This window comes from Micromonospora sp. NPDC049175, assembly GCF_043197345.1.
Taxonomy (GTDB): domain Bacteria; phylum Actinomycetota; class Actinomycetes; order Mycobacteriales; family Micromonosporaceae; genus Micromonospora.
Map to the genome: position 1 here is coordinate 1,357,651 of NZ_JBICSY010000002.1, position 25,957 is coordinate 1,383,607.

Genomic DNA, 25,957 nt, shown 5'->3' on the forward strand with positions numbered 1-25,957 from the left:
GGAAGCGGATGCTAGAGGCCCTTTCTCAGAGCGTTCTGAAATCGCCTCAGTAAATTGCGGCGCATGACGCACGATTGCCTGATCATTGGAGCCGGGCCGGCCGGCCTGCAGCTCGCGGCCCTGCTCGAACGCGACGGTCACGACTACGTGGTGCTGGAGGGCGGCCCCCGGGCAGGCACATTCTTCGAGACCTATCCCCGGCACCGTCAGCTAATCTCGATCAACAAGGTGTGGACCGGGTCGACGAACCCGGAGTTCAATCTGCGGTCGGACTGGAACTCGTTGCTGACCGACGATCCGGGGCTGCTCTTCAAGAACTACAGCACGCGCTACTTTCCGGCCGCCGACGATCTCGTGCGTTATCTCGCCGACGTCGCGCGGGGCCTGAACGTCGTTTACGGCACCCGGGTGACCTCGGTGTCGAAGGCCGGCGACGTGTTCACCGTGCAGGCCGGCGACCACAGGTGGACGGCCCGCAGAGTCGTCGTCGCCACCGGCGTCCCCGCGCTCCACGTGCCGCCGATCGAGGGCGCGGACCTGGCCGAGCGCTACGACACCGTAAGCGTCGAACCCGCCGACTTCGTCAATCAGCGCGTCTTGATCATCGGTAAGGGCAATTCGGCCTTCGAGACCGCGGACGCGCTCGTCGAGACCGCCGCCACGATTCACGTCGCCGGGCCGCACTCCATCAAACTGGCCTGGCAGTCCCATTACGTCGGGCATCTGCGGGCGGTGAACAACAACTTCCTGGACACCTATCAGTTGAAGTCGCAGAACGCCGTCCTGGACGGCACCGTGGAACAGATCAGCAAGCGGGAGGACGGTGGGTTCCGAGTGCTGTTCCGGTACGCCCGGACGGTCGAGAATCTGCGCGAACTCGAGTACGACAGGGTCATCCTCTGCACCGGATTCCGCTTCGACGCGTCCATCTTCGCCGAGTCCGGCCGGCCGGAGCTGGTCATCGACGATCGGTTCCCGGCGCAGACGCCGGCCTTCGAGTCGGTGAACGTCCCAGGCCTCTACTTCGCCGGCACCCTCAGCCAGCAGCGTGACTTCAAGAAGTCCACGAACGGCTTCATCCACGGCTTCCGCTATGCCACCCGCGCACTGCACCACATCCTCCGCGAGCGGCACCACGGGCAGCCCTGGCCGTCCCGGCGGATCGCCTCGACACCGGAGGCGATCGCCGATTCGATAATCGCCCGGATCAACGTGACCTCGGCGCTGTGGCAGCAGTTCGCGGTGCTCGGCGACGTCATCACGGTGGAGGGCGAGACCGCCCGCTACCGCGAGGAGGTGCCGGTCGCCTACCTGCGCGACACGGAGCCGGACGTGTTCGCGTTCCTGGTCACCCTTGAGTACGGCCCCGACCACGACCAGGTCGACCCGTTCGACATCACCGTGCCGCGTCCGGCCGAGAACGACGCGAGCGCCGCGCACGACGCCAGCTATCTCCACCCCGTCGTCCGGGTGCTGCGCGACGGGCAGACAGTCGCCGAGCACCACCTGGCGGAGAACCTGGAAAACCAGTGGGACCTACCGACCGTGCATCGGCAGCCCCTGGAGGTCTTCGTCAAGGGCGTCCTCGCCGATGCCCGCTGACGTCTGGCCGCAGCCCGTCCTCGACCTCCTGGAGTCCGGCGGGGACCGGCCGGTCTTCGAGGACGCGTCGACAGTCACGACCGCGTCGGCGATGGCGGGTCTGGTCCGGCGCGTCGCGGCCGGGCTGCGGTCCCGCGGCGCGGGGCCCGGAGTGGGTGTCACGCTCGACCTGCCGGTCACCGCGGCCGCCTTCGCTGCCACGATGGCCGCCTTCGCCGTCGGGGCGCGGGTGTCCGGGTGGCGTGCCGACCTGAGCCCGGCACAGCTGTCCGGCTCGCTCGTGGTCGACTCGGCCGCGCTGGCCGCGCTCGCCGAGCATCCCGACGACGGGCTGCCGCTCGTCGCGGCGGGACGGCCCGCGGATCCCGCGCGGATCATCTGGACGAGTGGGAGCACGGGGACACCGAAGGGCGTGGTGCAGACCTACGCGGCGATGTCGGCGGCCTGGGTGGCGTACCCGGACCGGTGGCCCCCGGCCATCGCCGACCTGGCCACCCGGTTGCGGCGTTACCTGGTCTTCGGCTCGCTGGCCAGTCAGGTGATGCTGGAGTACGGCGTCCTCGCCCTCGTCGCGGGCGGCACTCTCGTCGTGGCGCCCCGGCCGGTCTTCCCGGCTGCCCTTGTCGCGCACCGGGCCACGGCGAGCGTGATCACCGTCGGCAAGCTGCACCAATTGGTCCGGGACCAGCGCGCCAACCCGGTGGACCTGCGTCACCTGCGGGCGCTGATGGTCTCCGGGTCGCCACTCGCGCCGGGCCGGCTGGCGGAGGCGCTCGACGTGCTGGGTCCGGTGCTCTTCCACGGGTACGGGCAGACCGAGACGTCGATGATCGCGATGGTGACCCCGGCCGAGATGCTCGCCGACGCGGCCACGCTCGCCACCGTCGGTCGTCCGGCCGTGGACGTCCGCGTCCGCGACGGGGAGATCTTCGTCCGCACCCCCGCGCAGGCCTCCTCGTACTGGCAGGACCCGGACGAGTCGGCCGAGGTGTTCGTGGACGGCTGGGTGCGTACGCGTGACCTGGGAAAGCTTGACGCCGACGGATACCTGCGGCTGCTCGGGCGGGCGCGGGACGTGATCATCGTGAACGCGCAGGTGATCCATGCCGGGCCGGTGGAGCGGGCGCTGGCCGCCGATGCGGCGGTCGCCGAGGCGTACGTGGTCGGGGGGCCGGACGAGACGACCGGCGAGGCCGTGCACGCCTTCGTGGTGCCGGCGGCCGGGAGAACGCCCGACCCGGACGTGCTGCGCGCACTCGTGGCCGTGCAGGTGAACGATCTCGCGGCGCCGCGCACCGTCACGGTCATCGACCGAGTCCCGCTCGCGCCCAGCGGCAAACCGGACAAGAGTCAGCTCCTCCGTGGGGGCACAGACCAAACGCCCTGACCGGTGTGACCGGTCAGGGCGTTTGTCGACTTTATGTCCGTTAAGGGCGGGGTCAGCCCTGGCGGCTCTTCCACTGCGGGTTGGCGCGGTTCACCACGACCACCCGGCCACGACGGCGGACCACCACCGAACCCGGCTTCTGCTTCAGCGCACGCAACGAGCTACGTACCTTCATGTCTGCCTCCTCGGTTCCAGCGGTTCCGAGTATCGAAACGCCGCACCCAGCCCGGAGATTCCCGCCGCCGTGGTGCCCCCACCCGGGGCCACCTCGCCGATCGCGGCGCGGCCCGCCCCCGACCGGAAACGGTGACCAGGTGCCGACGTCGAACCTTTGCCGTCCGCCGGCCGTACCAGTGGGCGGGAGGTCAACCTCATGACCGTACGCCGGCTCCTCGCCACGGTGCTCGTCGCTGCCGCGACCGTGCCACTGGCCGCCACACCCGCCGCCGCGCACGGCGCCCCGACCGACCCGATCAGCCGGGCGGCGGCCTGCGGACCCGAGGGCCGGTACGCGACCACCGCCGCCTGCCAGGCCGCCGTCGAAGCGGGCGCGGCAGTCCGGGAATGGGACAACGTGCGGGTCGCCGCGATCAACGGGCGAGACCGGGAACGGATCCCGGACGGCGAGCTGTGCAGCGGCGGGCTGTCCGCGTACCGGGGGCTGGACCTGCCCCGCACCGACTGGCCGGCCACCGACCTGACGGCGGGCGCGACGTTCACCTTCCGGTACCGGACCACGATCGAGCACCGGGGCACCTTCCGGCTCTACGTCACCAGGCCCGGGTACGACCCCAAAGCCCCGCTGACCTGGTCGGACCTCGAAACACGTCCGTTTCTGACGCTTACCGACCCGCGGGTGCGGGCCGGGGCGTACCAGTTGCCGGGTCGACTGCCGACGGGCCGTACGGGTCGACACCTGATCTACACGATCTGGCAGAACTCGACCACCCCGGACACCTACTACTCCTGCTCGGACGTGGTGTTCCGCGACGCCAGGGCCAAGGCCACCCCGACGAGGGCCGCGGCGAAGGCGGGCGCTGCCGCGCCGCGTACCGCCGCGAGCCGGCCGGCCGCCACCGACCCGGCGGTGGCGGCGGCGGCCGACCCGGGCGTGCCGGTGGCGTCGGTGACCGACCTCGGCGCGCGCTGGCCGGTGCTGGCGGGCGCCGCCGTCGTGCTGCTCCTGGTGCTGCTTGTCGGCGCGGGGCGGCGACGCCGCACCCCCGCGGCCCCGGTCGGCCGTCAGTGCGAGGTACGCAACCACCGCGTCGGGCGGCGCCGGATCTGGTGACCCGGCCCGCCCGCGCGGGTCAGCGCAGCAGACCGTCGATCTCGGCCAACTCCTCGGCGGTGAAGTCGAGGTTGTCCAGCGCGGCGATGTTCGTCTCCAACTGCCCGACGCTGCTCGCCCCGATGATCAGGCTGGTCATCCGGGGATCACGCAGCGCCCAGGCGAGCGCGAGCTGGGCGAGGGACTGGCCGCGCCGCTCGGCGACCGCCCCGAGCCCCCGGATGGTGGCCATCTTCTCGTCGCTGAGGTCGCTCTCGTTGAGGAAGACACTCGTGCGCACCCGCGAGTCGGCCGGGATGCCGCCCAGGTAACGGTCGGTCAGCAGCCCCTGGGCCAGCGGGCTGTACGCGATGCAACCCGCCCCGACCTGCTCCAGCGTGTCGAGCAGGCCGTCGGACTCGGTCCAGCGGTTGAGCATCGAGTACGACGGCTGGTTGATCAGCAGCGGCGTACCCAGGTCGCGCAGGATCGCGGCGGCCCGTGCGGTCTGCTCGGAGTTGTAGTTCGAGATGCCCACGTAGAGCGCCTTGCCGGAGCGGACGACGGCGTCCAGCGCGCCCATCGTCTCTTCCAGCGGGGTGTCCGGGTCGAACCGGTGCGAGTAGAAGATGTCGACGTAGTCGAGCCCCATCCGGCCCAGCGACTGGTCCAGCGACGAGATCAGGTTCTTGCGCGAGCCCCACTCACCGTACGGGCCGGGCCACATCAGGTAGCCGGCCTTGCTGGAGATGACCAACTCGTCGCGGTACGCCCGCAGGTCGGTGGCGAGCAGCCGACCGAAGTTCTCCTCCGCCGAGCCGGGCGGCGGCCCGTAGTTGTTGGCCAGGTCGAAGTGGGTGACCCCCAGGTCGAAGGCCCGCCTGACGATGTCGCGCTGCCTGTCGAACGGGCGGTCCGGGCCGAAGTTGTGCCACAGCCCGAGGGACACGGCGGGCAGTCGCAGGCCACTGCGTCCGCTGCGCCGGTAGGTCATGGTGTCGTAGCGGTCATCCGCGGCGAGGTAGGTCACGATCATGAGCCTAACTCCGGGCTGCGGTACCCCGGATCAGGCGTGCGAATCAGGACAGCGGGGTAGTTTCGACGCCATGCGGTTCATCGCCCTCGACACTCCCAAACCGTTGTCCAGGATCGGGTTGGGCACCTGGCAGTTCGGCTCCCGGGAGTGGGGCTACGGCCCGGACTTCGACAGGCGGGCGGCGCAGATCGTCCGGCGGGCCGTCGAGCTGGGCGTGACGGTCTTCGACACCGCCGAGGTCTACGGGTTCGGGCGCAGCGAGCGGATCCTCGGCGCGGCGCTCGGCGACGACCGGCCGAAGGTGGTGGTCGCCAGCAAGATCTTTCCCGTGCTGCCGGTGGCCGCTGTGGTGCAGCAGCGGGCGGTCGCCTCGGCGGCCCGGCTCGGCGTCACGAGCATCGACCTCTACCAGGTGCACCAACCCCACCCGCTCGTCGCCGACCACACCACCATGCGCGGCATGCGGGTGTTGCAGGACGTCGGGCTGATCGGCGAGGTCGGGGTGAGCAACTACGGGCTGCGCCGCTGGCAGGTCGCCGAGGCGGCGCTCGGCCGGCGGGTGCTCAGCAACCAGGTCCGCTACAGCATGCTGGACCGCGCGCCCGAGCAGGACCTGCTGCCGTACGCGCGGCAGGCCGGGCGGGTGGTCATCGCGTACAGCCCGCTGGCGCAGGGCTTCCTCTCCGGCCGCTACGACGCGAAGAACCCGCCGAGCGGCGCGGTGCGGCGGGCCAACCCGTACTTCCTGCCGGAGAACCTGGAACGCGGCGCGGTCCTGATCGACACCCTGCGCCAGGTGGCCGACGCCCACGACGCCACCCCCAGCCAGATCGCGCTCGCCTACCTGCTGCACCACCCGAACGTGCTCGCCATCCCCGGAGCGTCCGGGGTGGAGCAGATGGAACGCAACGCCGCCGCCGCGGACCTCGACCTCGCCGACGACGAGTACGCGGCGCTGGCCGAAGCCGCCAAACGCTTCCGCCCGGTCACCGGGCTCGCCGCGATGCCGGCGATGCTGCGTGCCCGGTTCGCCAACACCACCGGAAAGTGAGCACAGTGGACGACATCACCGCTCTGATCCTGGACGACCACGCCGCCTTCCGGCGCGGCTTCGCCCGCCTCGACGACGCCCGCGACGAGCAGGAGATGCTCGCCATCTGGGACGCCCTCGCCCTGCACCTGGACATCCACGCCGAGGCGGAGGAGGCCATCCTCTACCCGCACCTGGTCAAGCACGGCGACGACGGCGAGGACGAGACCGCCGACGCGATCGGCGACCACAACAAGATCCGCGACGCCGTCGCCGAGGCGAAGCTGCACCCGGTCGGCTCGGAGCAGTGGTGGGCGGCGGTCGGCACGGCCCGCCGGGAGAACAGCGAACACCTCGCCGAGGAGGAGGACGAGGCACTGCCCGACTTCCGCCGGCACGCCAGCACCGAACTCCGCGCCGAGCTGGGCCAACGTTGGCTCACCTTCTACGGCGAGCACAAGAACGGCCGCAATTTGCCGTTCCGCGACAAGGACCCCCAGCAGTACGTGGCCGACCACCGCTGAGATCTCCCCGGCTTGGGGGAGTCGCCGCAACCGATCCGGGCCGCAGAATGACGGAATGACCTTCCGCGCGGCGCTGGCCCCGCTGGTCGCCGGCACCACCTGGCGACGCGGCGTGTTCCTGCTGCTCGGTGGCGTGCTGGCGCTGCCGTACGGGCTGCTCGTGGTGACCTTCGTCGAACTGCTCGGCGACTCGGCGATCCCCCGCTCCCTTACCTACGCGCTGCTGGTGATCGCGGTGCTGATCGCCGTGGTGCCGCTGCTGCTGGACGGCAGCCGGGCCCTGGAGATCGCCGCCGTGCGGAGGTTGCTCGGCGTCGACCTGCCCGAGCCCGCGCTGGGGCATCGCGGCGACCGGGAGACCCGACTGCGCAGCGCGCTGTGGATCGCCACCCACCTCATCGTCGGCGCGGTGGTGATGATCGCGCTGTTCAGTGCCCTGCCGATGGCGCTGGCCTTCATCGCCCAACAGTTCGGCGTCGACACCGAGTTGACAAGCCAGGAACGGTTCGGGCCGCTGGACGGGCGGGACAGCGGCTGGCTGACCGTGACCGGAGTGGCGATGTTCGTCGGTCTCGGCTACGCCGTCGCGGGGCTCGGCGCGCTTGCCGGTTCGATGGCGCCGGTGCTGCTCGGCCCCGCGCAGGCGGAGCGGATCGCCGCCCTGGAGGCGCAGGCCACCCGGCTCGCCGAACGCAACCGGCTGGCCCGGGAGCTGCACGACTCGATCGGTCACGCGCTGACCGTGGCCACCCTCCAGGCCGGTGCCGCCCGCGAGGTCCTCGACAGCGACCGGGAGTTCGTCCGTCGGGCGCTGACCGCCATCGAGGAGACCGGACGGACCGCGATGGACGAGCTGGACCATGTGCTCGGGGTGCTCCGGGAGGCCGGCACCGGCCAGCCCGTGGTGGCGCCGCAGCGTACCCTCGCCGACCTGGACCGGTTGGTCACCGACGCCCGCGCGGCCGGGCTGGCGGTGCACGCACACCGCGTCGGCGACCCGGCCCGGGTGCCCGCGGTGGTCTCCCGGGAGGGTTATCGGATCGTCCAGGAGGGCCTGACCAACGCCGCCCGCTACGGTGCGGGGCCGGTGACGCTGCGACTGGACCTGCACGCGGGAGCACTGGAACTGGAACTGGTGAACGCGGTGAACCGTCCCGGACGGGCCGACCCGGGCCGCGGCGGTCGAGGACTGGACGGCATGCGGGAACGGGTGCTGCTGCTCGGCGGCCGGATCACCGTGGGCCCCGACGGCGACCGCTGGCTGATCCGGGCCCGTCTGCCCTACGAGGAGGCGACATGACCACCGGGGTGCTGATCGTCGACGACGACGAGTTGATCAGGGTGGGGCTGCGCGCCATCATCGACGCCCAACCCGACCTGCGGGTGCTCGCCGAGGCCGCCGACGGCGCCGAGGTGCCGCCGCTGGTCGCCCGGCACCGGCCGGACGTGGTGCTGATGGACGTGCGGATGCCCAGCATCGACGGCATCCAGGCCACCCGGCACCTGCTGGCCACCTCCGCCGACCCGCCCCGGGTGCTGGTGGTCACCACGTTCGCCAACGACGAGTACGTCTACGAGGCGCTGCGCGCGGGCGCCTCGGGTTTCCTGCTCAAACGGGCCCGACCCGCCGAGGTGGTGGAGGCCGTCCGGGTCGTCGCGGCGGGGGAGTCGCTGCTCTTCCCGGCGGCGATCCGTCAGCTCGTCGGGGCGTACGGGCCGGCCGGCGGCGACCAGCTGCGCGCCGCCCGACTCACCGAGCGGGAGGCCGAGGTGCTGCGGTTGATGACCACCGGCCGGTCCAATCCGGAGATCGCCGCCCACCTGGTGGTCGGGGTGGAGACCGTCAAGACGCACGTTGGCAACGTGCTGGCCAAGCTGGGCGCCCGCGACCGCACCCAGGCGGTCATCGCCGCCTACGAGTCCGGCTTCGTCACCCCGTCGGGCTGAACGGTCCCCCACCCGGGGGAGCGGGTTCACCGCCGGCCGGGAGGGAACCGGCCGGGCATCGGTCGAGGCTGGGAGCATGACGACGATCACTTTCTCCCCGCCCCGAACCGAGTCCCGCTGGCCCGACCGGCTCGCCCCACTGGCCGCCGGTTGGCTCGGCCTGTGGGGCGTACTCGCCCTGCTCAGCCTGCTCACCGGCGCCGGCTACCCCTTCGGCCCGAACGACCCCCAGGGCGGCGACGTCAGTCTGCTCCGCCTCGTGCCGGTGGAGGTGGCCACCCCGCTCTTCGCCGGCGTGCTGCTCACCGCCGCGGTGGCCGCGCTGGCCATGAGTCGCCCGGCGGCACGTCCGTCCGGCCCGCTGCGGGCGCTGCTCGCCGGCTACGGCTGGGCGGTCGCGTTCGTGCTGGTCCTGGTCGTGCCGGACGTCCGAGTGCTGATCGTCCTCGGTTACCTGCCGATCCTGATCGTCGGTGCGCCGTTCGGCTGGCCGCCGATCGACTACTCCGACGTCTTCAACTGGGCGCTGTTCGGCCGGTTCGCGGCGCTGGCCGGCGGGCTGCTGCTGGTCGGGGCGGTGCTCGCCTGGCAGCGCCGTACCGCCGCGGCCTGCGTGGGCTGCGGCCGCGGCCACACCGACCGAGGGTGGACCACCCCGGCCGTCGCCACCCGTTGGGGCCGGTGGGCCGCCGGCATCGCCGCGGCCATCCCGTTGACGTACGCGCTGACCCGGTTCGCCTGGGCGGCCGGCATCCCGCTCGGCATCTCCCGCGAGTTCCTGACCGAGATGCAGGACACCGGGCTGGTCTGGGCCGGGTTCGGGCTGGCCGCCTTCGCCACCGTCGGCGCGATCCTCACCCTCGGTCTGGTGCAGCGCTGGGGCGAGCGGTTCCCGCGCTGGATGGCCGGCCTCGCCGGTCGCCGGGTGCCGGTGAAGCTGGCCGTGGTGCCGGCCAGCCTGGTCGCCATCTCCGTGACCGCGGCTTCACTGGGGCTGCTCAGCAATCCCGAGTTCTGGCGGCTGACCGGCGGGCTCAGCCTCACCGGGGCGCCGATGCTGCTCTGGCCGCTGTGGGGCGTGGCGCTCGGCGCGGCCACCTACGCGTACCACCTGCGCCGGCGCGGCGCCTGCCGGCGCTGCGGCCGGCGGTGAGGGTGGGAGTGGGGGTGCCCCCTGATGCCCGGGGCGCCCCTGCGAATGTGAGCTAGCGTGGGTCGGGTGACTGCGCCTAACCCGGTAATCCCGGTTCCACCGGCCGACCTGCCCGGCACGCTCGGCGCGCTGCGGGCAGCCGGTCACCGATACCGCACCGTCAAGCAGGAACTCCGCGACAACCTCCTCGCCCGGATGCGTTCCGGCGAGACCCGTTTTCCCGGCATCGTCGGCTACGACGACAGCGTGCTGCCCGAGGTCGAGCGGGCCCTGCTCGCCGGCCACGACATGGTGCTGCTCGGTGAGCGGGGCCAGGGCAAGACCCGACTGATCCGCTCGCTCGGCGCGCTGCTCGACGAGTGGACCCCGGTCATCGTGGGCTCGGTGCTCAACGAGCACCCCCTGCACCCGCTCACCCCCGCGTCCCGCGCCCAGGTCGTCGAGGCCGGCGACGACCTGCCGATCGGCTGGCTGCACCGCTCGATGCGCTACGGCGAGAAGCTCGCCACCCCGGACACCAGCGTCGGCGACCTGATCGGTGACGTCGACCCGATCCGGATCGCCCAGGGCCGCACCCTCGGCGACCCGGAGACCATCCACTTCGGGCTGGTGCCGCGCACCAACCGGGGCATCTTCGCCGTCAACGAGCTGCCCGACCTGGCCGAACGCATCCAGGTGGCGCTGCTCAACGTCCTGGAGGAACGCGACATCCAGGTCCGTGGCTACCAACTGCGGCTGCCGCTGGACCTGCTCCTGGTGGCCAGCGCCAACCCGGACGACTACACCAACCGGGGCCGGATCATCACTCCCCTCAAGGACCGGTTCGGTGCGGAGATCCGTACCCACTACCCGGTCGACCTGGAGTTGGAGCTGGCGTTGATCCGGCAGGAGGCCGACCTGGTCGCCGCCGTGCCGGAGCACGTCCTGGAGGTGCTGGCCCGCTTCGCCCGCGCGGTCCGGGAGTCGCCTTCGGTGGACCCGCGCTCGGGTGTCTCCGCCCGGTTCGCCATCGCCGCCGCCGAGACGGTCGCCGGTGCCGCGCTGCGTCGCGCCGGCCTGCTCGCCGGCGCCGGCACACCGGAGGGCCGCCCCGAGGCGGCGGTGGCCCGGGTCGGCGACGCGGTGTCGGTGACCAGCACGTTGCGCGGCAAGGTGGAGTTCGAGTCCGGCGAGGAGGGGCGGGAGATCGAGATCCTCGCCCACCTGCTGCGGACCGCGACCGCCGAGACGTTCCGGGCGCACCTGGCCGGGCTGGACCTGTCCGGGTTCACGGCGCTTGTCGAGGACGGCGCGGCGATCGAGACCGGCGAGCTGGTCAGCGCGACGGAGCTGCTGCGCCAGGTCGGCACCGTACCCGGGCTGGCGAAGGTGCTCGACCGGCTCGGCCTGGGCGACGCGCCCACCCCGGAGGAGGCCGCCGCCGCCGTCGAGTTCGTGCTCGAAGGGCTGCACCTGACCCGCCGGCTGGGCAAGGACGTCACCGACTCGGGGCGCACCGTCTACGGCGGCCGGGGCTGACCATGGCCGGCAACCGGTTCCGGTACGGGCAGTGGACCGGCGGGCCCGACCCGCTGGCACCCCCGTACGACGTACGCGAAGCTGTCGACGAGGTCGGCGCCGAGGTGCTGGCCGGCGGCAGCCTGCGGGAGGCGCTGCGGGATCTGCTGCGCCGTGGTCCGCAGGGGCGGGGCGGGCTGGACGACCTGGCCGCCCGCGCTCGGCGACTCCGCCGGGAGGCGCTCCGCCGGGGCGACCTGGACGGCGCGGTGACCAGGGCACGGGCCCTGCTCGACCAGGCGCTCGCCGCCGAGCGGGACGAGTTGCGGGGCCGCGACGACGACGGCGCGCGGTTCGCCGAGTCGGTGCTCGACAATCTGCCCCGCTCGACGGCACGGGCGGTGGAGGAGCTGTCCGGCTACCAGTGGGCCAGCGAGGACGCCCGCCGGTCGTACCAGCAGATCCTCGACCAGCTCCGCGACGACGTGCTCGGTCAGCGCTTCGCCGGCCTGCGCGACGCGGTACGGGCGTCCGCCGACCCGGCCGCCCAGCAGCGGCTGGCCGAGATGATGGGCGACCTGAACGACCTGCTGGCCCGGCACGGCCGCGCGGAGGACACCACCGACGCGTTCGCCGAGTTCATGCGCCGACACGGCGACTTCTTCCCGGAGCAGCCGGAGACCGTCGACGAGCTGATCGACGTGTTGGCCCGCCGCTCGGCGGCCGGCGAGCGGCTGATGAACTCGCTCTCCGACCGGCAGCGCGCCGAGCTGGCCGGGCTGATGCAGCAGTCGCTCGGCGACCGCCTCGCGGGGGAGTTGTCGGCGCTCGACGCCAACCTGCGGGCGCTGCGCCCGGATCTGCGCTGGGGGCGCGGCGAGCGGGTCCGGGGCGACCAGCCGCTGGGCTACGCCGACGCGGCGGGCGCGCTGGGTGAGATCGGTGAGCTGGACGACCTGCTGGACCAACTCGACCAGGAACACCCCGGGGCCACGCTCGACGACGTGGACGTCGACGCGGTCGCCCGCACGCTGGGCCGGGAGGCGGCCGACGAGGTGCGCCGGCTGCGGGACCTGGAACGGGAGCTACGCCGGCAGGGCTGGGTGAGCCGGGACGCGGAGGGGCTCACGCTGAGCCCGAAGGCGCTGCGCCGGCTGGGCGGGACCGCGCTGCGACGGGTCTTCGCCGACCTGACCGCCGGGCCGCGCGGGCAGCACGACCTGCGTTCGGCGGGGGCGGCCGGCGAGGTCAGCGGTGGGTCCAGACCCTGGGAGTACGGCGACGAGCAGCCGTTGGACGTGGTCCGGACGCTGACCCGGGCGGTCCGCCGGGCCGGGCCGACGGTGCCGGTGCAGCTCGCGGTGGACGACTTCGAGGTGGTGGAGACCGAGAGGCGGGCCTCGGCGGCGGTGGTGCTCTGCGTCGACCTGTCGTACTCGATGATCTCGCAGGGTCGTTGGGGGCCGATGAAGCAGACGGCGCTGGCGCTGGCGCACCTGATGGAGACGCGTTTCCCGCAGGACGCCCTGCAGATCGTGGGCTTCGGCCGGGAGGCGATGACGCTGACCCAGCAGGAGTTGGCCGCCGTCGAGCCGGACGGGGAGCAGGGCACGAACCTCCAGCACGCGCTGCGGTTGGCCGGTCGACACCTGCGCCGGCATCCGGACGCCGAGCCGGTGGTCCTGGTGGTCACCGACGGCGAGCCGACCGCCCACCTGGATCCGGACGACGGGGAGGCGCTGTTCCACTGGCCGCCGCTGCCGGAGACGATCGAGGCGACGGTCCGTGAGGTGGACCGGCTGAGCCGTTACGGCGCCACGCTCAACCTGTTCATGCTCGGCGACGACCCGGGCCTGCGGCGGTTCGTCGACGCGGTGGCCCGCCGCAGCCGTGGCCGCATGTTCACGCCCGACACCGACGACCTCGGCGAGTACGTGGTCAGCGACTACCTCCGCTCCCGCCAATCCCGCCGCTAACGTCCCGCCGGGCAGGTTGACTGGGGGCATGGAGAGTGGAGGGCTGCGCCAGGCCTACGACGGGGTGTTCGTCGAGCTTGACGCGGGGGAGTTCGGGGCGGCCCCGGAGGGGCAGCTCAGCGCCGAGCAGATCGTCGCGCACCTGGTCGCCAACGACGAGTTGATGATCCAGGCCACCGAGGCGCTGCTGGCCGGGTCGCCGTTCGCCTACTACGAGCTGGAAGAGGACATCCACCGGCCACAGCTCGACGCGTTGGTCGCCGAGCAGGGCGGTCTGCGCGGGCTGACCGCCCTGCTGCACGGCACCAGCGACCGGTTGTGCGGGCTTGTCGACCAGCTCGGCCTGGCGGCGGAGACCCCGGTCGAGACCCACCTGCGGGAGGGCTTCGACCTCGTCGTGGACGAGTCGCTGCCCTGGTCCCGCACCCTCGACCTGCACACGAGGGTCCACCTGCCCAAGCACCAGGCCCAACTGCACGTCCTCCGCGCCTGAGCGACGCCGCCCACCCCAACCTCTCCGCCGATCTTGCACTTTCTGTCCCGACGAAAGTTGCATAACGGGTCAAGTCAACGACAGTAAGTGCAAGATCGCGGGGTGGGGGCGGGGGTCAGGTCTTGGCCAGGGCTGGGCGGGGGTGGAAGGTGCGGCGGTAGGCGGAGGGCGCCACACCAATGCGTTGGTGGAGTTGCTGGCGCAGGGCGGCGGTGGTGCCGAAACCCGCGCGGTGCGCGATCTGGTCGACGGTGAGGTCGGTCGTCTCCAGCAGCAGTCGCGCGTGATCGGTGCGCTGTTGCAGCAGCCACTGCGCCGGGCTCAGGCCGGTCTCCGACCGGAAGCGTCGGGTGAAGGTGCGTACGCTCATCCGCGCCTGCTCGGCCAGGTCCCGCAGGGCGATCGGCTCGTGCAGCCGCTGCCGTGCCCACTCCCGCGCTCCCGCGGTGCTGGACTCGGTGACCTTCGGCACCGGCCGTTCGATGTACTGCGCCTGGCCGCCGTCGCGCCACGGCGGCATCACACAGCGGCGGGCCGCCCGGTTGGCCACCTCGCTGCCGTGGTCGAGGCGGATGACGTGCAGGCAGAGGTCGATGCCGGCGGCGACTCCGGCCGAGGTGAGCACCCGGTCGTCGACGATGAAGAGCACGCCCGGGTCGAGGTCCACCCCGCCGTGCAGGCGACGAAACTGCTCCGTGAACGCCCAGTGGGTGGTCGCCCGACGCCCGTCGAGCAGCCCGGCGGCAGCCAGCACGAACGCCCCGGTGCAGATCGACATGATCCGGGCGCCCCGCTCGTACGCCGCCCGTAGCGCCGAGGCCACCTCCGGCTCGACGGTGCCCGAGGTCAGCACACCGCTGGCGTGGATGCCGGGGACGATCACCGTGTCGGCGGTGTCGAGCAACTCCAGACCGTGGTCGGGCAGCACCTGGAAGCCGCCCGTGCTGCGGACCGGCCGCCCGCCCGGGGTGCACACCCGGACGTCGTAGAAGTGTGTGTCGTCGGCGGCCCGGGCGGTGCTGAAGACCTGCGACGGGGTGCCGAGGTCCAGGCCGACCACCTGGTCGAGGGCGAGGACGGCGATCCGGTGCGGGCGAGGCGTCATGGCCCGATTATTGCGCATGATGGCTTTCCGGCCACTCGTCGGGGCGCGAGGCCCCGCCCAGACTTGTCGCGTGATGAAAAACCGCCGCCCGCATCCCGCCTGGCTGGTCGCCGCCGTCGCCTTCGTGGCGCTGGTCGGCGCGGCCGGCTTCCGCGCCACCCCGTCGGTGCTGCTGCACCCGCTGCACGAGGAGTTCGGCTGGCCCCTGGCCACCATCTCCGCCGCCGTCTCGGTGAACCTGCTGCTCTACGGGCTCACCGCGCCGTTCGCCGCCGCCCTGATGGACCGGTTCGGCATCCGCCGGGTGGTCTCGGTGGCCCTGCTGCTGGTCGCCGCCGGCAGTGGGTTGACGGTCTTCATGAGCGCCAGCTGGCAGCTGCTGCTCTGTTGGGGTGTGCTGGTCGGACTGGGCACCGGGTCGATGGCGCTGGCGTTCGTGGCCACCATCACCGGGCGCTGGTTCGTGCGCCGGAGGGGCCTCGTCACCGGAGTGCTGACCGCCGGTGGGGCGGCCGGACAACTGGTGTTCCTGCCACTTGTCGCCATCCTGGTCCGCGACCACGGCTGGCGTAGCGCCGCGCTCGTCGTGGCGGGCGCCGCGCTGGCGGTCGTACCCCTCGTGGTGTGGTTGCTGCGCGAGCACCCGGCGGATCTCGGGCTGCCTGCCTACGGGGCGACCGAGGTCGTCGAGGCGCCGCCGGCGACCGGCGGCGCGGCGGCCCGGGCGCTGGGAGCGCTGGCGACGGCGGCCCGGACCCGCGCGTTCTGGCTGCTGGCCGGCGGGTTCGCGATCTGCGGAGCCACCACGAACGGCCTCGTGGGTACGCACTTCGTGCCGGCCGCGCACGACCACGGCATGCCCCAGACCACCGCGGCCGGGCTGCTCGCCCTGGTCGGGCTCTTCGACATCGTCGGGACCATCGCCTCCGGCTGGCTCACCGACCGGGTGGACAGCCGGTTGCTGCTCGGCATGTACTACGCGCTGCGCGGGGCGTCGCTGCTGGTCCTGCCGAGCCTCTTCGCCGGCACCGCCAAACCGAGCATGCTGGTGTTCATCATCTTCTACGGCCTGGACTGGGTGGCGACCGTGCCGCCGACGGTGGCGTTGTGCCGGGAGTACTTCGGATCCGCCGGGGCCGTGGTGTTCGGCTGGGTGTTCGCCGCCCACCAGTTCGGCGCGGCGCTCGCCGCGACAGGCGCGGGGCTGGTGCGGGACCAGCTCGGTGACTACGCGACGGCCTGGTACGTGGCCGGTGCGCTGTCGATCGGCGCCGCCGGCCTGTCGTTGCTGCTGCGGCGCCGGCCGGGACAGCCGGTGTCGGCGGCCGTGCTGGCCGCCGCGACCGCACCGAAGGCGTGGAGCTTCCGGGGCTGAGCTGCCGCGCGACGGCCGGTCAGCCCACGATCCACTGCTGGGCCGGTCGGCCGTCGCAGGGGCGCTGCCGGATGTCGTCGCCGGCCTCGACGCCCTCCTCGTCGGCCTGGGCGCACTTGCCGCTGTGCACGGCGACCAGCAGCACCGGGCCGGTGCCGGTGGGACTCAGCCGCCACTGCTGGTTGGCCTGGCCGTGGCAGGGAAACTGCATCAGCCGGGTGCCGTCGTCGCGACTGCCGCCCTCGACGTCGAGGCACTGACCGTGCGCGACGTTCGCCACTGTCACCGCGTCCGCCCCGGCCGGGTTGACCACCCACTGCTGCTCCGGGCCGCCGGTGCAGGTCGCCAACTCGGCCGCCGCCTCCCGCCCGTCGCCGTCGAGCCCCAGGCAGAGCCCCGAGGCGGCCTTGAACACCCGGGGACCGGTCGGCGGGGCCGGCGGGACCGCCGGGGTCGGCGACGGCGCGGCCGGCGCGCTCGGGCTCGGCTCGGCCGCCGCGCCGGTGGGCTGCGCGTCGGTGGACGGCGCGCCGACCGTCGCCGGCACGGTCGGCTCGTCGTCACCGTCGAGCAGCCCGGTGGCGAAGACCACCCCGAGGAGTACGCCGACCAGCCCGACCGCCAGCGCCACCCGCAGCAGCGGATCGGCCAGTGGACCGGATCGTGCCGCCCGTCGGCGGCCGCCGTAGACGGTGCCGGCGGGGTCGGGGCGTTCCTCGGGCGCGGACATACGCGCCATCCTCACCCACCGCCGTCAACCAGTGCCAGTCGGTGCGGCGGTGGGTGACCCCTGTCGACGGGCTCAGCGGGTGGGTTGCGGGTCGGTGACGTCGGCCACGGTGGCGTCGAGAGCCGTGATCGCGGTGTCGGCGTCGATCGCGATGGCGAGGCCCCGCTCCCCGGCGCCCAACGTGATCTCCCGACCGCGCAGTCGCTCGTCGGCGACCACCGGCCAGGCCGTGCTCGCGCCGAACGGGGTGATGGTGCCGCGCTCGTAGCCGGTCGCGGCCAGCGCGCCGGCGGCGTCCGGCATGGAGAGTCGGTGCACTCCGAGCAGGGTGCGCAGCTTGGGCCAGGAGATGACCCGGTCGCCGGGGGTGAGCACGAACAAGTGATCGTCCACACTCCGGCGGACCACGATCGTCTTGACGACATCGGGGACGGCCACGCCCCGGACCGCGGCGGCCTCCGCGAGGCTGCCCACCGCACCATGGCTGACCAGCCGATATGTGAGGCCGGCGGCGTCCAGGGCGGTGATCGCGGGCGATGGCATGCCCGCCACGGTAACCGCCTGGCCCGCCACCGGACGGGAAACCGCCACGGCCCACATCCCACGGATTCCCAGGTACGAGCGTAAGGTGATCACATGCGCGCTGAGCGTGTGGATCACCCCATTGACCATGATCAAGCGGTGGACACGCTGCGACGGTCGTACGCCGCGGTGCCCACGGGCGAGCCTGTCCGGCTGGCCAAACGCACCTCCAACCTGTTCCGCCCCCGGTCCGCGCCCCGGACTCCGGGGCTCGACGTGAGCGGCCTCAACGGCGTGTTGTCGGTCGACCCGACCGGGCGCACCGCCGACGTGCAGGGCATGTGCACCTACGAGGACCTGGTCGACGCGACGCTGCCGCACGGGCTGATGCCGCTCGTGGTGCCGCAGTTGCGCACCATCACGCTGGGCGGCGCGGTGACCGGCCTCGGGATCGAGTCCACCTCGTTCCGCAACGGCCTGCCGCACGAGTCGGTGCGGGAGCTGGACGTGCTCACCGGCTCCGGCGAGATCGTCACCGCCCGGCCCGACGGGGAGCACGCCGACCTGTTCGCCGCGTTCCCCAACTCGCTGGGCAGCCTCGGTTACGCGACCCGGCTGCGCATCGAGTTGCAACCGGTCGGCCGCTACGTGGCGTTGCGCAACGTCCGGTTCACCGACCTGGAGGCGCTCACCGACGCGATCGCCGAGGTGACCGCGACCCGGTCGTGGGCCGGTCAGCCGGTCGACGCGATGGACGGGGTGATGTTCAGCCCCGGTGAGGCGTACCTGGTGTTCGCCACGTTCACCGACGCCGCCGACCCGCCCAGCGACTACACCGGTCAGGAGATCTACTACCGGTCCCTGCGCCGGCGCACCCGGGATGTGCTCACCGCGTACGACTATCTCTGGCGCTGGGACACCGACTGGTTCTGGTGCTCGGCGGCGTTCGGCGCGCAGCATCCGGTCGTCCGCCGTTTCTGGCCGTCGCGGTACCGGCGCAGCGACTTCTACCACCGACTGGTGCGGCTGGAACACCGACACCAGGTGGCGGCCCGGATCGACCGACTGCGCGGGCAGCCGGCCCGGGAACGGGTCGTGCAGGACGTGGAGATCCCGCTGGACCGTACCGCCGACTTCCTGCGCTGGTTCGCCGGCGCGGTGGGGATGAACCCGGTGTGGCTGTGCCCGCTGCGGCTGCGCGAGCCGGCGGGCGCCGGTTCGGCGCGGTCCTGGCCGCTGTATCCACTCCGGCCAGGGCAGGACTACGTCAACATTGGGTTCTGGGGGAGCGTGCCGATCGCGCCGGGCGCCGCCGACGGCGACGTCAACCGCACGATCGAACGCAGGGTGTCGGAGTCGGGCGGCCACAAGTCGCTCTACTCCGACGCGTACTACGACCGGGACGCCTTCGATCGCCTGTACGGCGGCGACACGTGGCGGGCGGTGAAAGACCGCTACGACCCGGACCACCGGCTGACGGGACTGTACGAAAAGGCGGTAGCACGAGCATGAGCCTGACCGACAGAGATCAGGGGGCGGCGAGCGTCCCGGCCACCCCGCCGGCGGGGGGCCGGCACACGGGTCCGACCGTGGCGGATGTCATCCGCGCGGTCACCGCCGGGCCGTTGCCGGTGCGGATCAGCGGGTACGACGGCAGTTCCGTCGGCCCGTCCGACGCGGGCATCACCCTGGCGATCCGTTCCGAGCGGGGTTTGTCCTACCTGCTCACCGCTCCGGGCGACCTGGGCATGGCCCGGGCCTACGTCAGTGGTGACCTGGCGTTGCACGGGGTGCACCCGGGTGACCCGTACGAGGCGTTGCGGGTGCTCAAGGACGAGCTGCGGCTGCGCCCACCGTCGCTGGCCGAGGGGCTGGCGCTGGTCCGAGGGTTGGGCTGGGAGCGGCTGATGCCTCCGCCGGCTCCGCCGCAGGAGGCGCAGCCGCGGTGGAAGCGGGTGATGAACGGGCTGCGGCACTCGCGGGTGCGCGACAGCACGGCGATCTCGCACCACTACGACGTCTCCAACGCCTTCTACGAGAAGGTGCTCGGCCCGTCGATGACGTACACCTGTGCGGTCTTCCGGTCTCCGGACGACACGCTGGAGCAGGCCCAGGCGGCGAAGTACGACCTGGTCGCCGGCAAGCTGGCGCTGAAGAAGGGGATGCGGCTGCTGGATGTGGGCTGCGGCTGGGGTGGCATGGTGCGCCACGCCGCCCGCGAGTACGGCGTGAAGGCGCTCGGGGTGACCCTGTCGAAGGCGCAGGCGGAGTGGGCGCAGGCGGCGATCGAGCGGGAGGGGCTGACCGGGCTGGCCGAGGTGCGGCACCTGGACTACCGGGACGCGCCGGCCGAGCAGTTCGACGCCATCTCCTCGATCGGGCTGACCGAGCACATCGGGGTGCGTAACTACCCGACCTACTTCGGGGCGCTGCGGTCCCGGCTGCGGGCGGGGGGTCGGCTGCTCAACCACACCATCACGCGCGCGGACAACCGGGCGCCGCACCGCTCCGGCGCGTTCATCGACAGGTACGTCTTCCCGGACGGCGAGTTGGCCGGCCCGGGTCGGCTGATCAGCGAGGTGCACGACGCCGGGTTGGAGGTGCACCACGAGGAGAACCTGCGCCAGCACTACGCGCTGACGCTCGCGGCCTGGTGCCGCAACCTGGTGGAGCACTGGGACTTCTGCGTCTCGGAGGTGGGTTCGGGCACCGCCCGGGTGTGGGGGCTCTACATGGCCGGTTCCCGGATGGCGTTCGAGCGCAACGGCATCCAGCTGCACCAGGTGCTGGCCACGCACAACGGCCCGGACGGGGTGAACGGCTACCCGTTGCGGCCGGACTGGTTGCCCTGATCACCTGCTGACAGTTGCCTGAAGCCGCGTCGAGAAAGTCGGCGCGGCTTCTCGCGAACCGATTGACAAACAAATTTTGTACGTACAAACTGATTTTGCCATGAGAGACGTCCTGTACCTGGAGCAGATCGAGCAGGCCGAAGTCCTGCTCAAGCCGCAGCGCGTCGAGGTGCTGCGGCAACTCGCCGAACCGCGTACCTGCACCGAGGTCGCGGCCCGACTCGACCAGACGCCACAGCGCGTCTACTACCACGTCAAGCAGCTCGTCGCGGCCGGCCTCGTCGAGCTGGTGAACGAACGCAAGGTCCGCGGCATCACCGAGGGCATCTACCAGGCGGCCGCCCGGTCGTACTGGCTGTCCCCGCGCCTCGTCGGCCGGATCGGCCTGCGCCGGGCCCGCGACGAGCTGAGCCTGGGCTACCTGCTCGATCTGATGGAGGAGGTCCAGGCCGACATCGCCGGCCTGGACCGGGCGGCGCCCGAGCTGCCCTCGATCGGGGTCTCCGGCGAGATCCGGGTCCCCGCCGAGCAGCGCCAGCAGTTCCTGCACGACCTGCAAACCGCACTTCAGGATCTGTTCACCCGCTACGGCGGCAGCGAAGGCGACGCCTTCAAGCTGGCCGTCGCCTGCTATCCGAAAGGGAACGACAATGAGTGAGCCGTTGAAGGTCCAGGCCCGCCTCTCCGCGCCCGTCGGGCGTGTCCGCGCGGCCCTGACCGACCCGGCCGAGCTGCGTCTCTGGCTGGCCGAGCACGCCGAGGTCGAGCTGCCCCAGCGGTACGAGTTCTGGGGCCGCTACACGCCCGAGGGTGACGCCCCGCACCAGAAGCTGCTGCACGCCGACGACGACACGCTGCGCTTCGGCTGGCTGCTCGACGGGGTGGAGACCACCACCGAGCTCCAGCTCACCGCCGAGAGCCCGGACAGCACGGTGCTCACGTTGACGCAGAGCCACTTCGACTTCGCCGAGGCGATGAGCGGCTCCAGCATCCGGGGCGTGCTCCAGACGTACTGGGCGCTGTCCATCGCCAACCTGGCCGCCCACCTGGAGGGCAAGCCACTGCTGCCCCGCACCGACTTCACCTCCGCCGACCTGCGCGGCGAGCTGGTCATCGCCGCCCCCGCCGACAAGGTGTGGGAATCACTCACCGACTCCGACCAGGCCAGCGCCTGGTTCGGCTACCCCATCGGCATCGAGCCCTGGGTCGGCGGCCGGTACGCCATGGGCGGCTTCGAGACCGGTTACGCCGCCAAGGTCGTCGACCTGGAGCCCGGTCGCCGGATGTCCGTCGACTGGGGTCCGGTCGGCGTCACGAGCTGGGAGCTGGCCGAGTCCGGTGGCCGGACCACGCTGACGTTCGTGCAGAGCGGCTTCGACGAGGCCAAGCCGCCGTACGGGGCCTGGAGTGGGTCGGTTGCCGGGCTGTTCGAGCTGCGCCGCTTCCACGAGGTGCCGAACTGGCAGCCGATCTGGATCGCCGAGGAGGTCCCCGGCCTGGAGCCCGCACCGGCCAACTGACCCACCGACACCCGCCGCGAGCGCCGACCCAGCAGAGGTCGACGCTCGCGGCGCGTTCGTCAGCGCTGCGGGGTGACTTTTCGCGTTGGGGTGGGTACTGCCGGGCGATGTTCTTCATCTTTGGTCTGCGTACCAAGGTCGACCGCTCCGGTGTGGTGCAACAGGTCTGCCGCCACTGCGGCAACCACGCCGCACAGGTGATCACCCGCCGTTCGACGAAATTTACCCTCTTCTTCATCCCGCTCATTCCGATCCGGACCCGGTACGCGCAGCAGTGCACGTTCTGCGGTGCGCAGTACGAGATCTCCCGGTCCGACGCCGAGCGCCTCCCGGTCGGCTGAGCCCGCCATGGATCGCTTCCTGTGCTGGTTGATCGGCCGACCGACGTCACCGGCCGACGTGGCGGTACACACCGCCGCCCGTCCGCCCTGCACCCCCGGCCGGCGCAGACGCCGTCGCGCACGCCGCCCCGTGGCCGGCACCGCGCTGCCCCGCTCACCCTGGAACCGCTCCGGCGGTCGCGGGTGATCGTCGAGGCGGCCGTCGGCGGGGTGGTGCCACCACTCTCGGTCCCTGTAGAGCTGCCCCACCTGCGGGGCAGGTCTACAGGGGGCAGACAAGGGAGGCCCGGGCCTCAGACCCGGCCCAGTTGTGGCGTCGAGCCCGGGGTTTGCCGGGCCCGGCATGGCTCGACCGGCGCGGGCGGCCGGCTCTGGCGGCGTACCTGGGCGCTGGTTAGGCTTTCGGGGTTTGCCGTGGACCGGTCCTCCTGAGGGTGCACGCACGACGAAGCCGGAGCGACCGTGTCCCGTCAGGACGTGAAGCAGGCTGTGGGGAAGCTCAACCCCGCCGGTGTGATCTTCGCGGCTGGGGTCATCCTCGTGGAGGCGTGCTGGCTGTTCGCCGCCCTGCCCGGGGCCGCGCTGGTCAGTGACGTCGGCGCGCTGCTGGTGGCCGGTTGGGCGACGGTGGCGTGCGTCGGCGTGGCCCGTCGACATCCCGCGCCGCTGCGCAGGTTCTGGATGCTGCTCGCCGTCACCATGGCGCTCGCCGCGCTGGGCCGGGCCATCTGGACGGTGCAGCGTCTCGCCGGCGGCGACCTGCCGCACACACCTGTGGTCGGGGTGGTCTTCACCGTCGGCATCCTCACCGGCACGGCCGCGCTGCTCAGTTCGCCGTCCGCGCCACGGAGCGCGGTGGGGCGGGCCCGCACGTTGCTGGACGGGGTGATCGTCGCCCTGGCCCTGGTGCCGATCGCCTGGGTGCTGGTGTTTCGGGGGGTCGCCGCCTCCGAGTTGGCCGACCCGGCGAAAACGCTGGGGCTGCTCTACCCGATGTTCGACCTGATGCAGCTCACCATCCTGGTCGCGGTGGCGGGGCCGGTCCGGCCGATGTGGCGGCCGATGAGTCTGCTCGCGGCGAGCCTCACCCTGCGGGTCGTCGCCGACGTCGTCTACGTCTCGCTCGTCGTGCGCGCCGACTACGCCGCCGGTCACCCGATCGACCTGTGCTGGCCGGTGAGTTACCTGCTGATCGGCCTGGCCAGCCACAAGCCGCCGCCGCCGGACTGCGACGGCACCGACGACGCCGCCGAGTCGCCGCTGCCGCCCTGGTGGCGGGTGGCGTTGCCGTACCTGCCGGTGGGTGGAGCGATCGTCGCGGTGGTGCTGGCCCGCCGACCCACCGGCCAGACCCCGCAACTGATCTTCGTGACCATGATGGTTCTGCTCGGGGCCCTCGCCGTGCGGCAGGGGTTGGCCGCCAACGAGAACCTGAGGCTCGTGGTCCGGCTGCGCCGCCTCGCGTACGGGGACCAGCTCACCGGGCTGCCCAACCGGTTGCTGTTCAACAGGCGACTGCGGCTGGCCCTGCGAGACGGCCGGCCGGCGGCCGTGCTGCTGCTCGACCTGGACGGGTTCAAGCAGGTGAACGACCGTTTCGGGCATGCCACCGGCGACACCCTGTTGACCGGACTGGCGGCCCGGATGCGGGCTGTCGTGGCCGACGACGGCATCATCGCCCGGCTCGGCGGGGACGAGTTCGCGGTGCTTGTGGCCGGCGACCGGCAGGTCTCCCCCGAGCGGCTCGCCGAGCGGCTGCTGGACGCGCTGCGACCCTCCGACGGTGACGACGACGTCGGGGTGCACCCGTCGGCGAGCATCGGCATCGCCGAGTTCGGCCCGCAGCACGCCTCGCACACCGATCTGCTGCGCGACGCCGACATCGCCATGTACGCGGCCAAGGCGGCGGGGAAGTCCGCGTACCGGACGTGCACCTCGGCGCTGCGCGAGTCGGCCGTGTCGCGTGCCGAGCTGATCGCCGACCTGCGCCGCGCCGTCGACGAGGATCAACTGTGTCTCGAGTTCCAACCCATCGTCGACCTGGCCACCGGCGCGGTGCGCAGTGCCGAGGCGCTGGTGCGGTGGCGGCACCCCCGGCTGGGGATGCTGCCGCCGGCGCGGTTCCTGCCGCTGGCCGAGGAGACCGGGCTGATCCTGCCGATCGACAGGTGGGTGATCCACGAGGCGTGCCGGGCCGCGGCGACCTGGCGGGACCGGGCGCCGGACGCGACGGTGGCGGTGAACATCGCCGCGGCGCACCTGCGCCGTCCAGACCTGATCGCCACGGTCACCGCTGCCACGAGTGCCGCCGGGCTGGCGCCTCGGGCGTTGACCCTGGAGTTGACCGAGTCGGCGCTCATCGAGGGCACCGAGGCGGTGTTGGAGCGGCTGCACCAGTTGCGCGAGTTGGGCATCAAGATCGCTATCGACGACTTCGGTACGGGCTACTCGTCGCTGAGCTATCTGCACCGCATCCCGGCGACCGAGTTGAAGATCGACAGGTCGTTCGTGGCCCGGCTCGGGTCGGACGAACGCGCGTACGCCACCGTGGAGATGGTCACCCGGCTGGCCGGCGCGTTCGACCTGACAGTCGTCGCCGAGGGGGTGGAGACCGAGCGTCAGCACGAGGCGGTCGCCGCGATCGGCTGCCCACGCGGTCAGGGCTATCTGTACGGGCGGCCGGACGCACCCGCGATGGTGGGCCAGAATCAGGGCTTGACCCTGACGTAACGGCAGGCGGGAGCCTGGTTTCCGGAAGGGAGGGAAACCATGGCGTACACGGTGGGTCAGGTGGCGAAGCTCGCCGGCGTGACGGTGCGGACGTTGCACCACTACGACGAGATCGGCTTGCTCTCGCCCAGCGGGCGGACCCTCGCGGGTTACCGCCGCTACGACGACGCGGACCTGCAACGGCTGCAACTCGTCCTGTACTACCGGGAGTTGGGTTTCCCGCTTGAGGAGATCACCGCGATCATCGACGACCCGGCGGCCGACCCGGCCGCGCACCTGCGCCGCCAGCACGAACTGCTGACCGGACGGGTGAAGCGGTTGCAGGAGATGGTCACGGCGATCGAGTTCGCGATGGAGGCGAGCAAGTTGAACATCCAACTCACCCCGGAGGAGCGGTTCGAGGTCTTCGGTGACGTCGACCCGGAGGAGCACCAGGCCGAGGCGGAGCAGCGGTGGGGTGGCACCGAGGCGTACCGGGAGTCGAACCGGCGGGTCTCCCGCTACACGAAGGCCGACTGGCTGCGGTACAAGGCGGAGAACGAGGACTGGGGCCGGCGGATCGTCGCGGTGTTGGCCTCGGGCGTGCCGGCGGACAGTCCGGAGGCGATGGACCTGGCCGAGGAGCACCGGCAGCTCATCGGCAGCTGGTTCTACGAGTGCACGTACGAGGGGCACACCGGGTTGGCCGACATGTACCTGGCCGACGAGCGGTTCACCGCGTACTACGAGAACATCGCTCCGGGGTTGGCCGTGTACCTGAACGAGGCCATCCACGCCAACGCGATCAGCCGCGCCTGATCGGCCGGAGGCCGGCGGTCGGCGTCGCACCCGGGGCAGCGGTGCGGTGCGGTCCGGCTAGTCTGGCCG

24 protein-coding genes are annotated in these 25,957 nt (G+C 72.1%); 19 read left to right on the top strand and 5 right to left on the bottom strand.

Annotated features, from left to right (window positions below):
- Positions 1 to 63 precede the first annotated feature (63 nt).
- Both ACGFH8_RS13295 and ACGFH8_RS13300 read left to right on the top strand, forming a co-directional pair.
- Positions 64 to 1,602 carry an NAD(P)-binding domain-containing protein gene (locus tag ACGFH8_RS13295; RefSeq protein ID WP_393366747.1) on the top strand — a complete coding sequence of 513 codons (1,539 nt, stop codon included), beginning with the start codon at positions 64 to 66 and terminating at the stop codon, positions 1,600 to 1,602.
- Positions 1,592 to 2,989 carry a class I adenylate-forming enzyme family protein gene (locus ACGFH8_RS13300; RefSeq protein ID WP_393366749.1) on the top strand — a complete coding sequence of 466 codons (1,398 nt, stop codon included), beginning with the start codon at positions 1,592 to 1,594 and terminating at the stop codon, positions 2,987 to 2,989. Before ACGFH8_RS13295 ends, ACGFH8_RS13300 begins: the two co-directional genes overlap by 11 nt.
- 52 nt (positions 2,990 to 3,041) lie before the next feature.
- On the opposite strand, the gene ACGFH8_RS13305 is transcribed toward ACGFH8_RS13300, so the two are convergent.
- Positions 3,042 to 3,164: a 50S ribosomal protein L36 gene (locus ACGFH8_RS13305; protein WP_030490864.1), complete on the bottom strand. Its 123-nt coding sequence runs from the start codon at positions 3,162 to 3,164 to the stop codon at positions 3,042 to 3,044.
- Between the two features lie 198 nt (positions 3,165 to 3,362).
- On the opposite strand from ACGFH8_RS13305, the gene ACGFH8_RS13310 reads away from it, so the two are divergent.
- Positions 3,363 to 4,280, top strand: coding sequence for a lytic polysaccharide monooxygenase (locus tag ACGFH8_RS13310; RefSeq protein WP_393366751.1), 918 nt, complete (start codon positions 3,363 to 3,365; stop codon positions 4,278 to 4,280).
- A 19-nt stretch (positions 4,281 to 4,299) separates the two neighbouring features.
- On the opposite strand, the gene mgrA is transcribed toward ACGFH8_RS13310, so the two are convergent.
- Entirely contained in the window at positions 4,300 to 5,295 is a 996-nt protein-coding gene (gene mgrA, locus ACGFH8_RS13315; RefSeq protein ID WP_393366753.1) for an L-glyceraldehyde 3-phosphate reductase, read from the bottom strand.
- Positions 5,296 to 5,365: 70 nt separating this feature from the next.
- Between mgrA and ACGFH8_RS13320 the strand changes: the two genes are divergently transcribed.
- From ACGFH8_RS13320 to ACGFH8_RS13355, 8 genes are all read left to right on the top strand, one after another.
- Positions 5,366 to 6,346, top strand: coding sequence for an aldo/keto reductase (locus ACGFH8_RS13320; protein ID WP_393366754.1), 981 nt, complete (start codon positions 5,366 to 5,368; stop codon positions 6,344 to 6,346).
- Complete coding sequence (locus ACGFH8_RS13325; RefSeq protein ID WP_393366756.1) at positions 6,343 to 6,849, top strand: hemerythrin domain-containing protein; 507 nt, start codon at positions 6,343 to 6,345, stop codon at positions 6,847 to 6,849. The genes ACGFH8_RS13320 and ACGFH8_RS13325 overlap by 4 nt, the downstream gene beginning before the upstream one ends.
- Positions 6,850 to 6,904: 55 nt before the next feature.
- Positions 6,905 to 8,149, top strand: a complete 1,245-nt coding sequence (locus tag ACGFH8_RS13330) for a histidine kinase (RefSeq protein WP_393366758.1) — start codon at positions 6,905 to 6,907, stop codon at positions 8,147 to 8,149.
- A complete protein-coding gene (locus tag ACGFH8_RS13335; RefSeq protein WP_357376412.1) occupies positions 8,146 to 8,796 on the top strand; it encodes a response regulator transcription factor in 651 nt (216 codons plus the stop codon). The genes ACGFH8_RS13330 and ACGFH8_RS13335 overlap by 4 nt, the downstream gene beginning before the upstream one ends.
- A gap of 76 nt (positions 8,797 to 8,872) precedes the next feature.
- The gene (locus ACGFH8_RS13340; protein WP_393366760.1) at positions 8,873 to 9,949 is read left to right on the top strand and encodes a hypothetical protein; all 1,077 of its coding nucleotides are present in this window, start codon (positions 8,873 to 8,875) and stop codon (positions 9,947 to 9,949) included.
- A gap of 57 nt (positions 9,950 to 10,006) precedes the next feature.
- Positions 10,007 to 11,467, top strand: coding sequence for a sigma 54-interacting transcriptional regulator (locus ACGFH8_RS13345; protein ID WP_393366762.1), 1,461 nt, complete (start codon positions 10,007 to 10,009; stop codon positions 11,465 to 11,467).
- Positions 11,468 to 11,469: 2 nt separating this feature from the next.
- Positions 11,470 to 13,422 carry a VWA domain-containing protein gene (locus ACGFH8_RS13350; protein ID WP_393366764.1) on the top strand — a complete coding sequence of 651 codons (1,953 nt, stop codon included), beginning with the start codon at positions 11,470 to 11,472 and terminating at the stop codon, positions 13,420 to 13,422.
- A 28-nt stretch (positions 13,423 to 13,450) separates the two neighbouring features.
- Positions 13,451 to 13,915 (top strand): hypothetical protein, encoded by a 465-nt coding sequence (locus tag ACGFH8_RS13355; RefSeq protein ID WP_393366766.1) that lies wholly within the window; start codon positions 13,451 to 13,453, stop codon positions 13,913 to 13,915.
- Between the two features lie 115 nt (positions 13,916 to 14,030).
- On the opposite strand, the gene ACGFH8_RS13360 is transcribed toward ACGFH8_RS13355, so the two are convergent.
- A complete protein-coding gene (locus ACGFH8_RS13360; RefSeq protein WP_393366767.1) occupies positions 14,031 to 15,038 on the bottom strand; it encodes a GlxA family transcriptional regulator in 1,008 nt (335 codons plus the stop codon).
- A gap of 55 nt (positions 15,039 to 15,093) precedes the next feature.
- Between ACGFH8_RS13360 and ACGFH8_RS13365 the strand changes: the two genes are divergently transcribed.
- Positions 15,094 to 16,395: an MFS transporter gene (locus tag ACGFH8_RS13365; RefSeq protein ID WP_393367105.1), complete on the top strand. Its 1,302-nt coding sequence runs from the start codon at positions 15,094 to 15,096 to the stop codon at positions 16,393 to 16,395.
- A gap of 19 nt (positions 16,396 to 16,414) precedes the next feature.
- Here ACGFH8_RS13365 and ACGFH8_RS13370 read toward each other — a convergent pair whose 3' ends face one another.
- Positions 16,415 to 17,125, bottom strand: a complete 711-nt coding sequence (locus tag ACGFH8_RS13370) for an RICIN domain-containing protein (protein ID WP_393366769.1) — start codon at positions 17,123 to 17,125, stop codon at positions 16,415 to 16,417.
- Positions 17,126 to 17,197: 72 nt separating this feature from the next.
- On the bottom strand, positions 17,198 to 17,668 hold the full coding sequence (locus ACGFH8_RS13375) for an aminoacyl-tRNA deacylase (protein ID WP_393366770.1): 471 nt from the start codon (positions 17,666 to 17,668) through the stop codon (positions 17,198 to 17,200).
- A gap of 93 nt (positions 17,669 to 17,761) precedes the next feature.
- On the opposite strand from ACGFH8_RS13375, the gene ACGFH8_RS13380 reads away from it, so the two are divergent.
- The 7 genes from ACGFH8_RS13380 to ACGFH8_RS13410 all read left to right on the top strand — a co-directional run bounded on the left by ACGFH8_RS13380 (position 17,762) and on the right by ACGFH8_RS13410 (position 25,888).
- Complete coding sequence (locus ACGFH8_RS13380; protein WP_393366772.1) at positions 17,762 to 19,159, top strand: FAD-binding oxidoreductase; 1,398 nt, start codon at positions 17,762 to 17,764, stop codon at positions 19,157 to 19,159.
- Positions 19,156 to 20,499 (top strand): class I SAM-dependent methyltransferase, encoded by a 1,344-nt coding sequence (locus tag ACGFH8_RS13385; RefSeq protein WP_393366773.1) that lies wholly within the window; start codon positions 19,156 to 19,158, stop codon positions 20,497 to 20,499. The genes ACGFH8_RS13380 and ACGFH8_RS13385 overlap by 4 nt, the downstream gene beginning before the upstream one ends.
- Positions 20,500 to 20,599: 100 nt before the next feature.
- Complete coding sequence (locus tag ACGFH8_RS13390) at positions 20,600 to 21,157, top strand: helix-turn-helix domain-containing protein (RefSeq protein WP_030490876.1); 558 nt, start codon at positions 20,600 to 20,602, stop codon at positions 21,155 to 21,157.
- Positions 21,150 to 22,019 (top strand): SRPBCC family protein, encoded by an 870-nt coding sequence (locus ACGFH8_RS13395; RefSeq protein WP_393366776.1) that lies wholly within the window; start codon positions 21,150 to 21,152, stop codon positions 22,017 to 22,019. The genes ACGFH8_RS13390 and ACGFH8_RS13395 overlap by 8 nt, the downstream gene beginning before the upstream one ends.
- Positions 22,020 to 22,126: 107 nt before the next feature.
- Positions 22,127 to 22,360 (top strand): zinc-ribbon domain-containing protein, encoded by a 234-nt coding sequence (locus ACGFH8_RS13400; RefSeq protein WP_393366778.1) that lies wholly within the window; start codon positions 22,127 to 22,129, stop codon positions 22,358 to 22,360.
- 477 nt (positions 22,361 to 22,837) lie between these two features.
- Positions 22,838 to 25,090 (top strand): putative bifunctional diguanylate cyclase/phosphodiesterase, encoded by a 2,253-nt coding sequence (locus tag ACGFH8_RS13405; protein WP_393366780.1) that lies wholly within the window; start codon positions 22,838 to 22,840, stop codon positions 25,088 to 25,090.
- 39 nt (positions 25,091 to 25,129) lie between these two features.
- Positions 25,130 to 25,888, top strand: coding sequence for a MerR family transcriptional regulator (locus tag ACGFH8_RS13410; RefSeq protein WP_393366782.1), 759 nt, complete (start codon positions 25,130 to 25,132; stop codon positions 25,886 to 25,888).
- Positions 25,889 to 25,957: the final 69 nt, after the last annotated feature.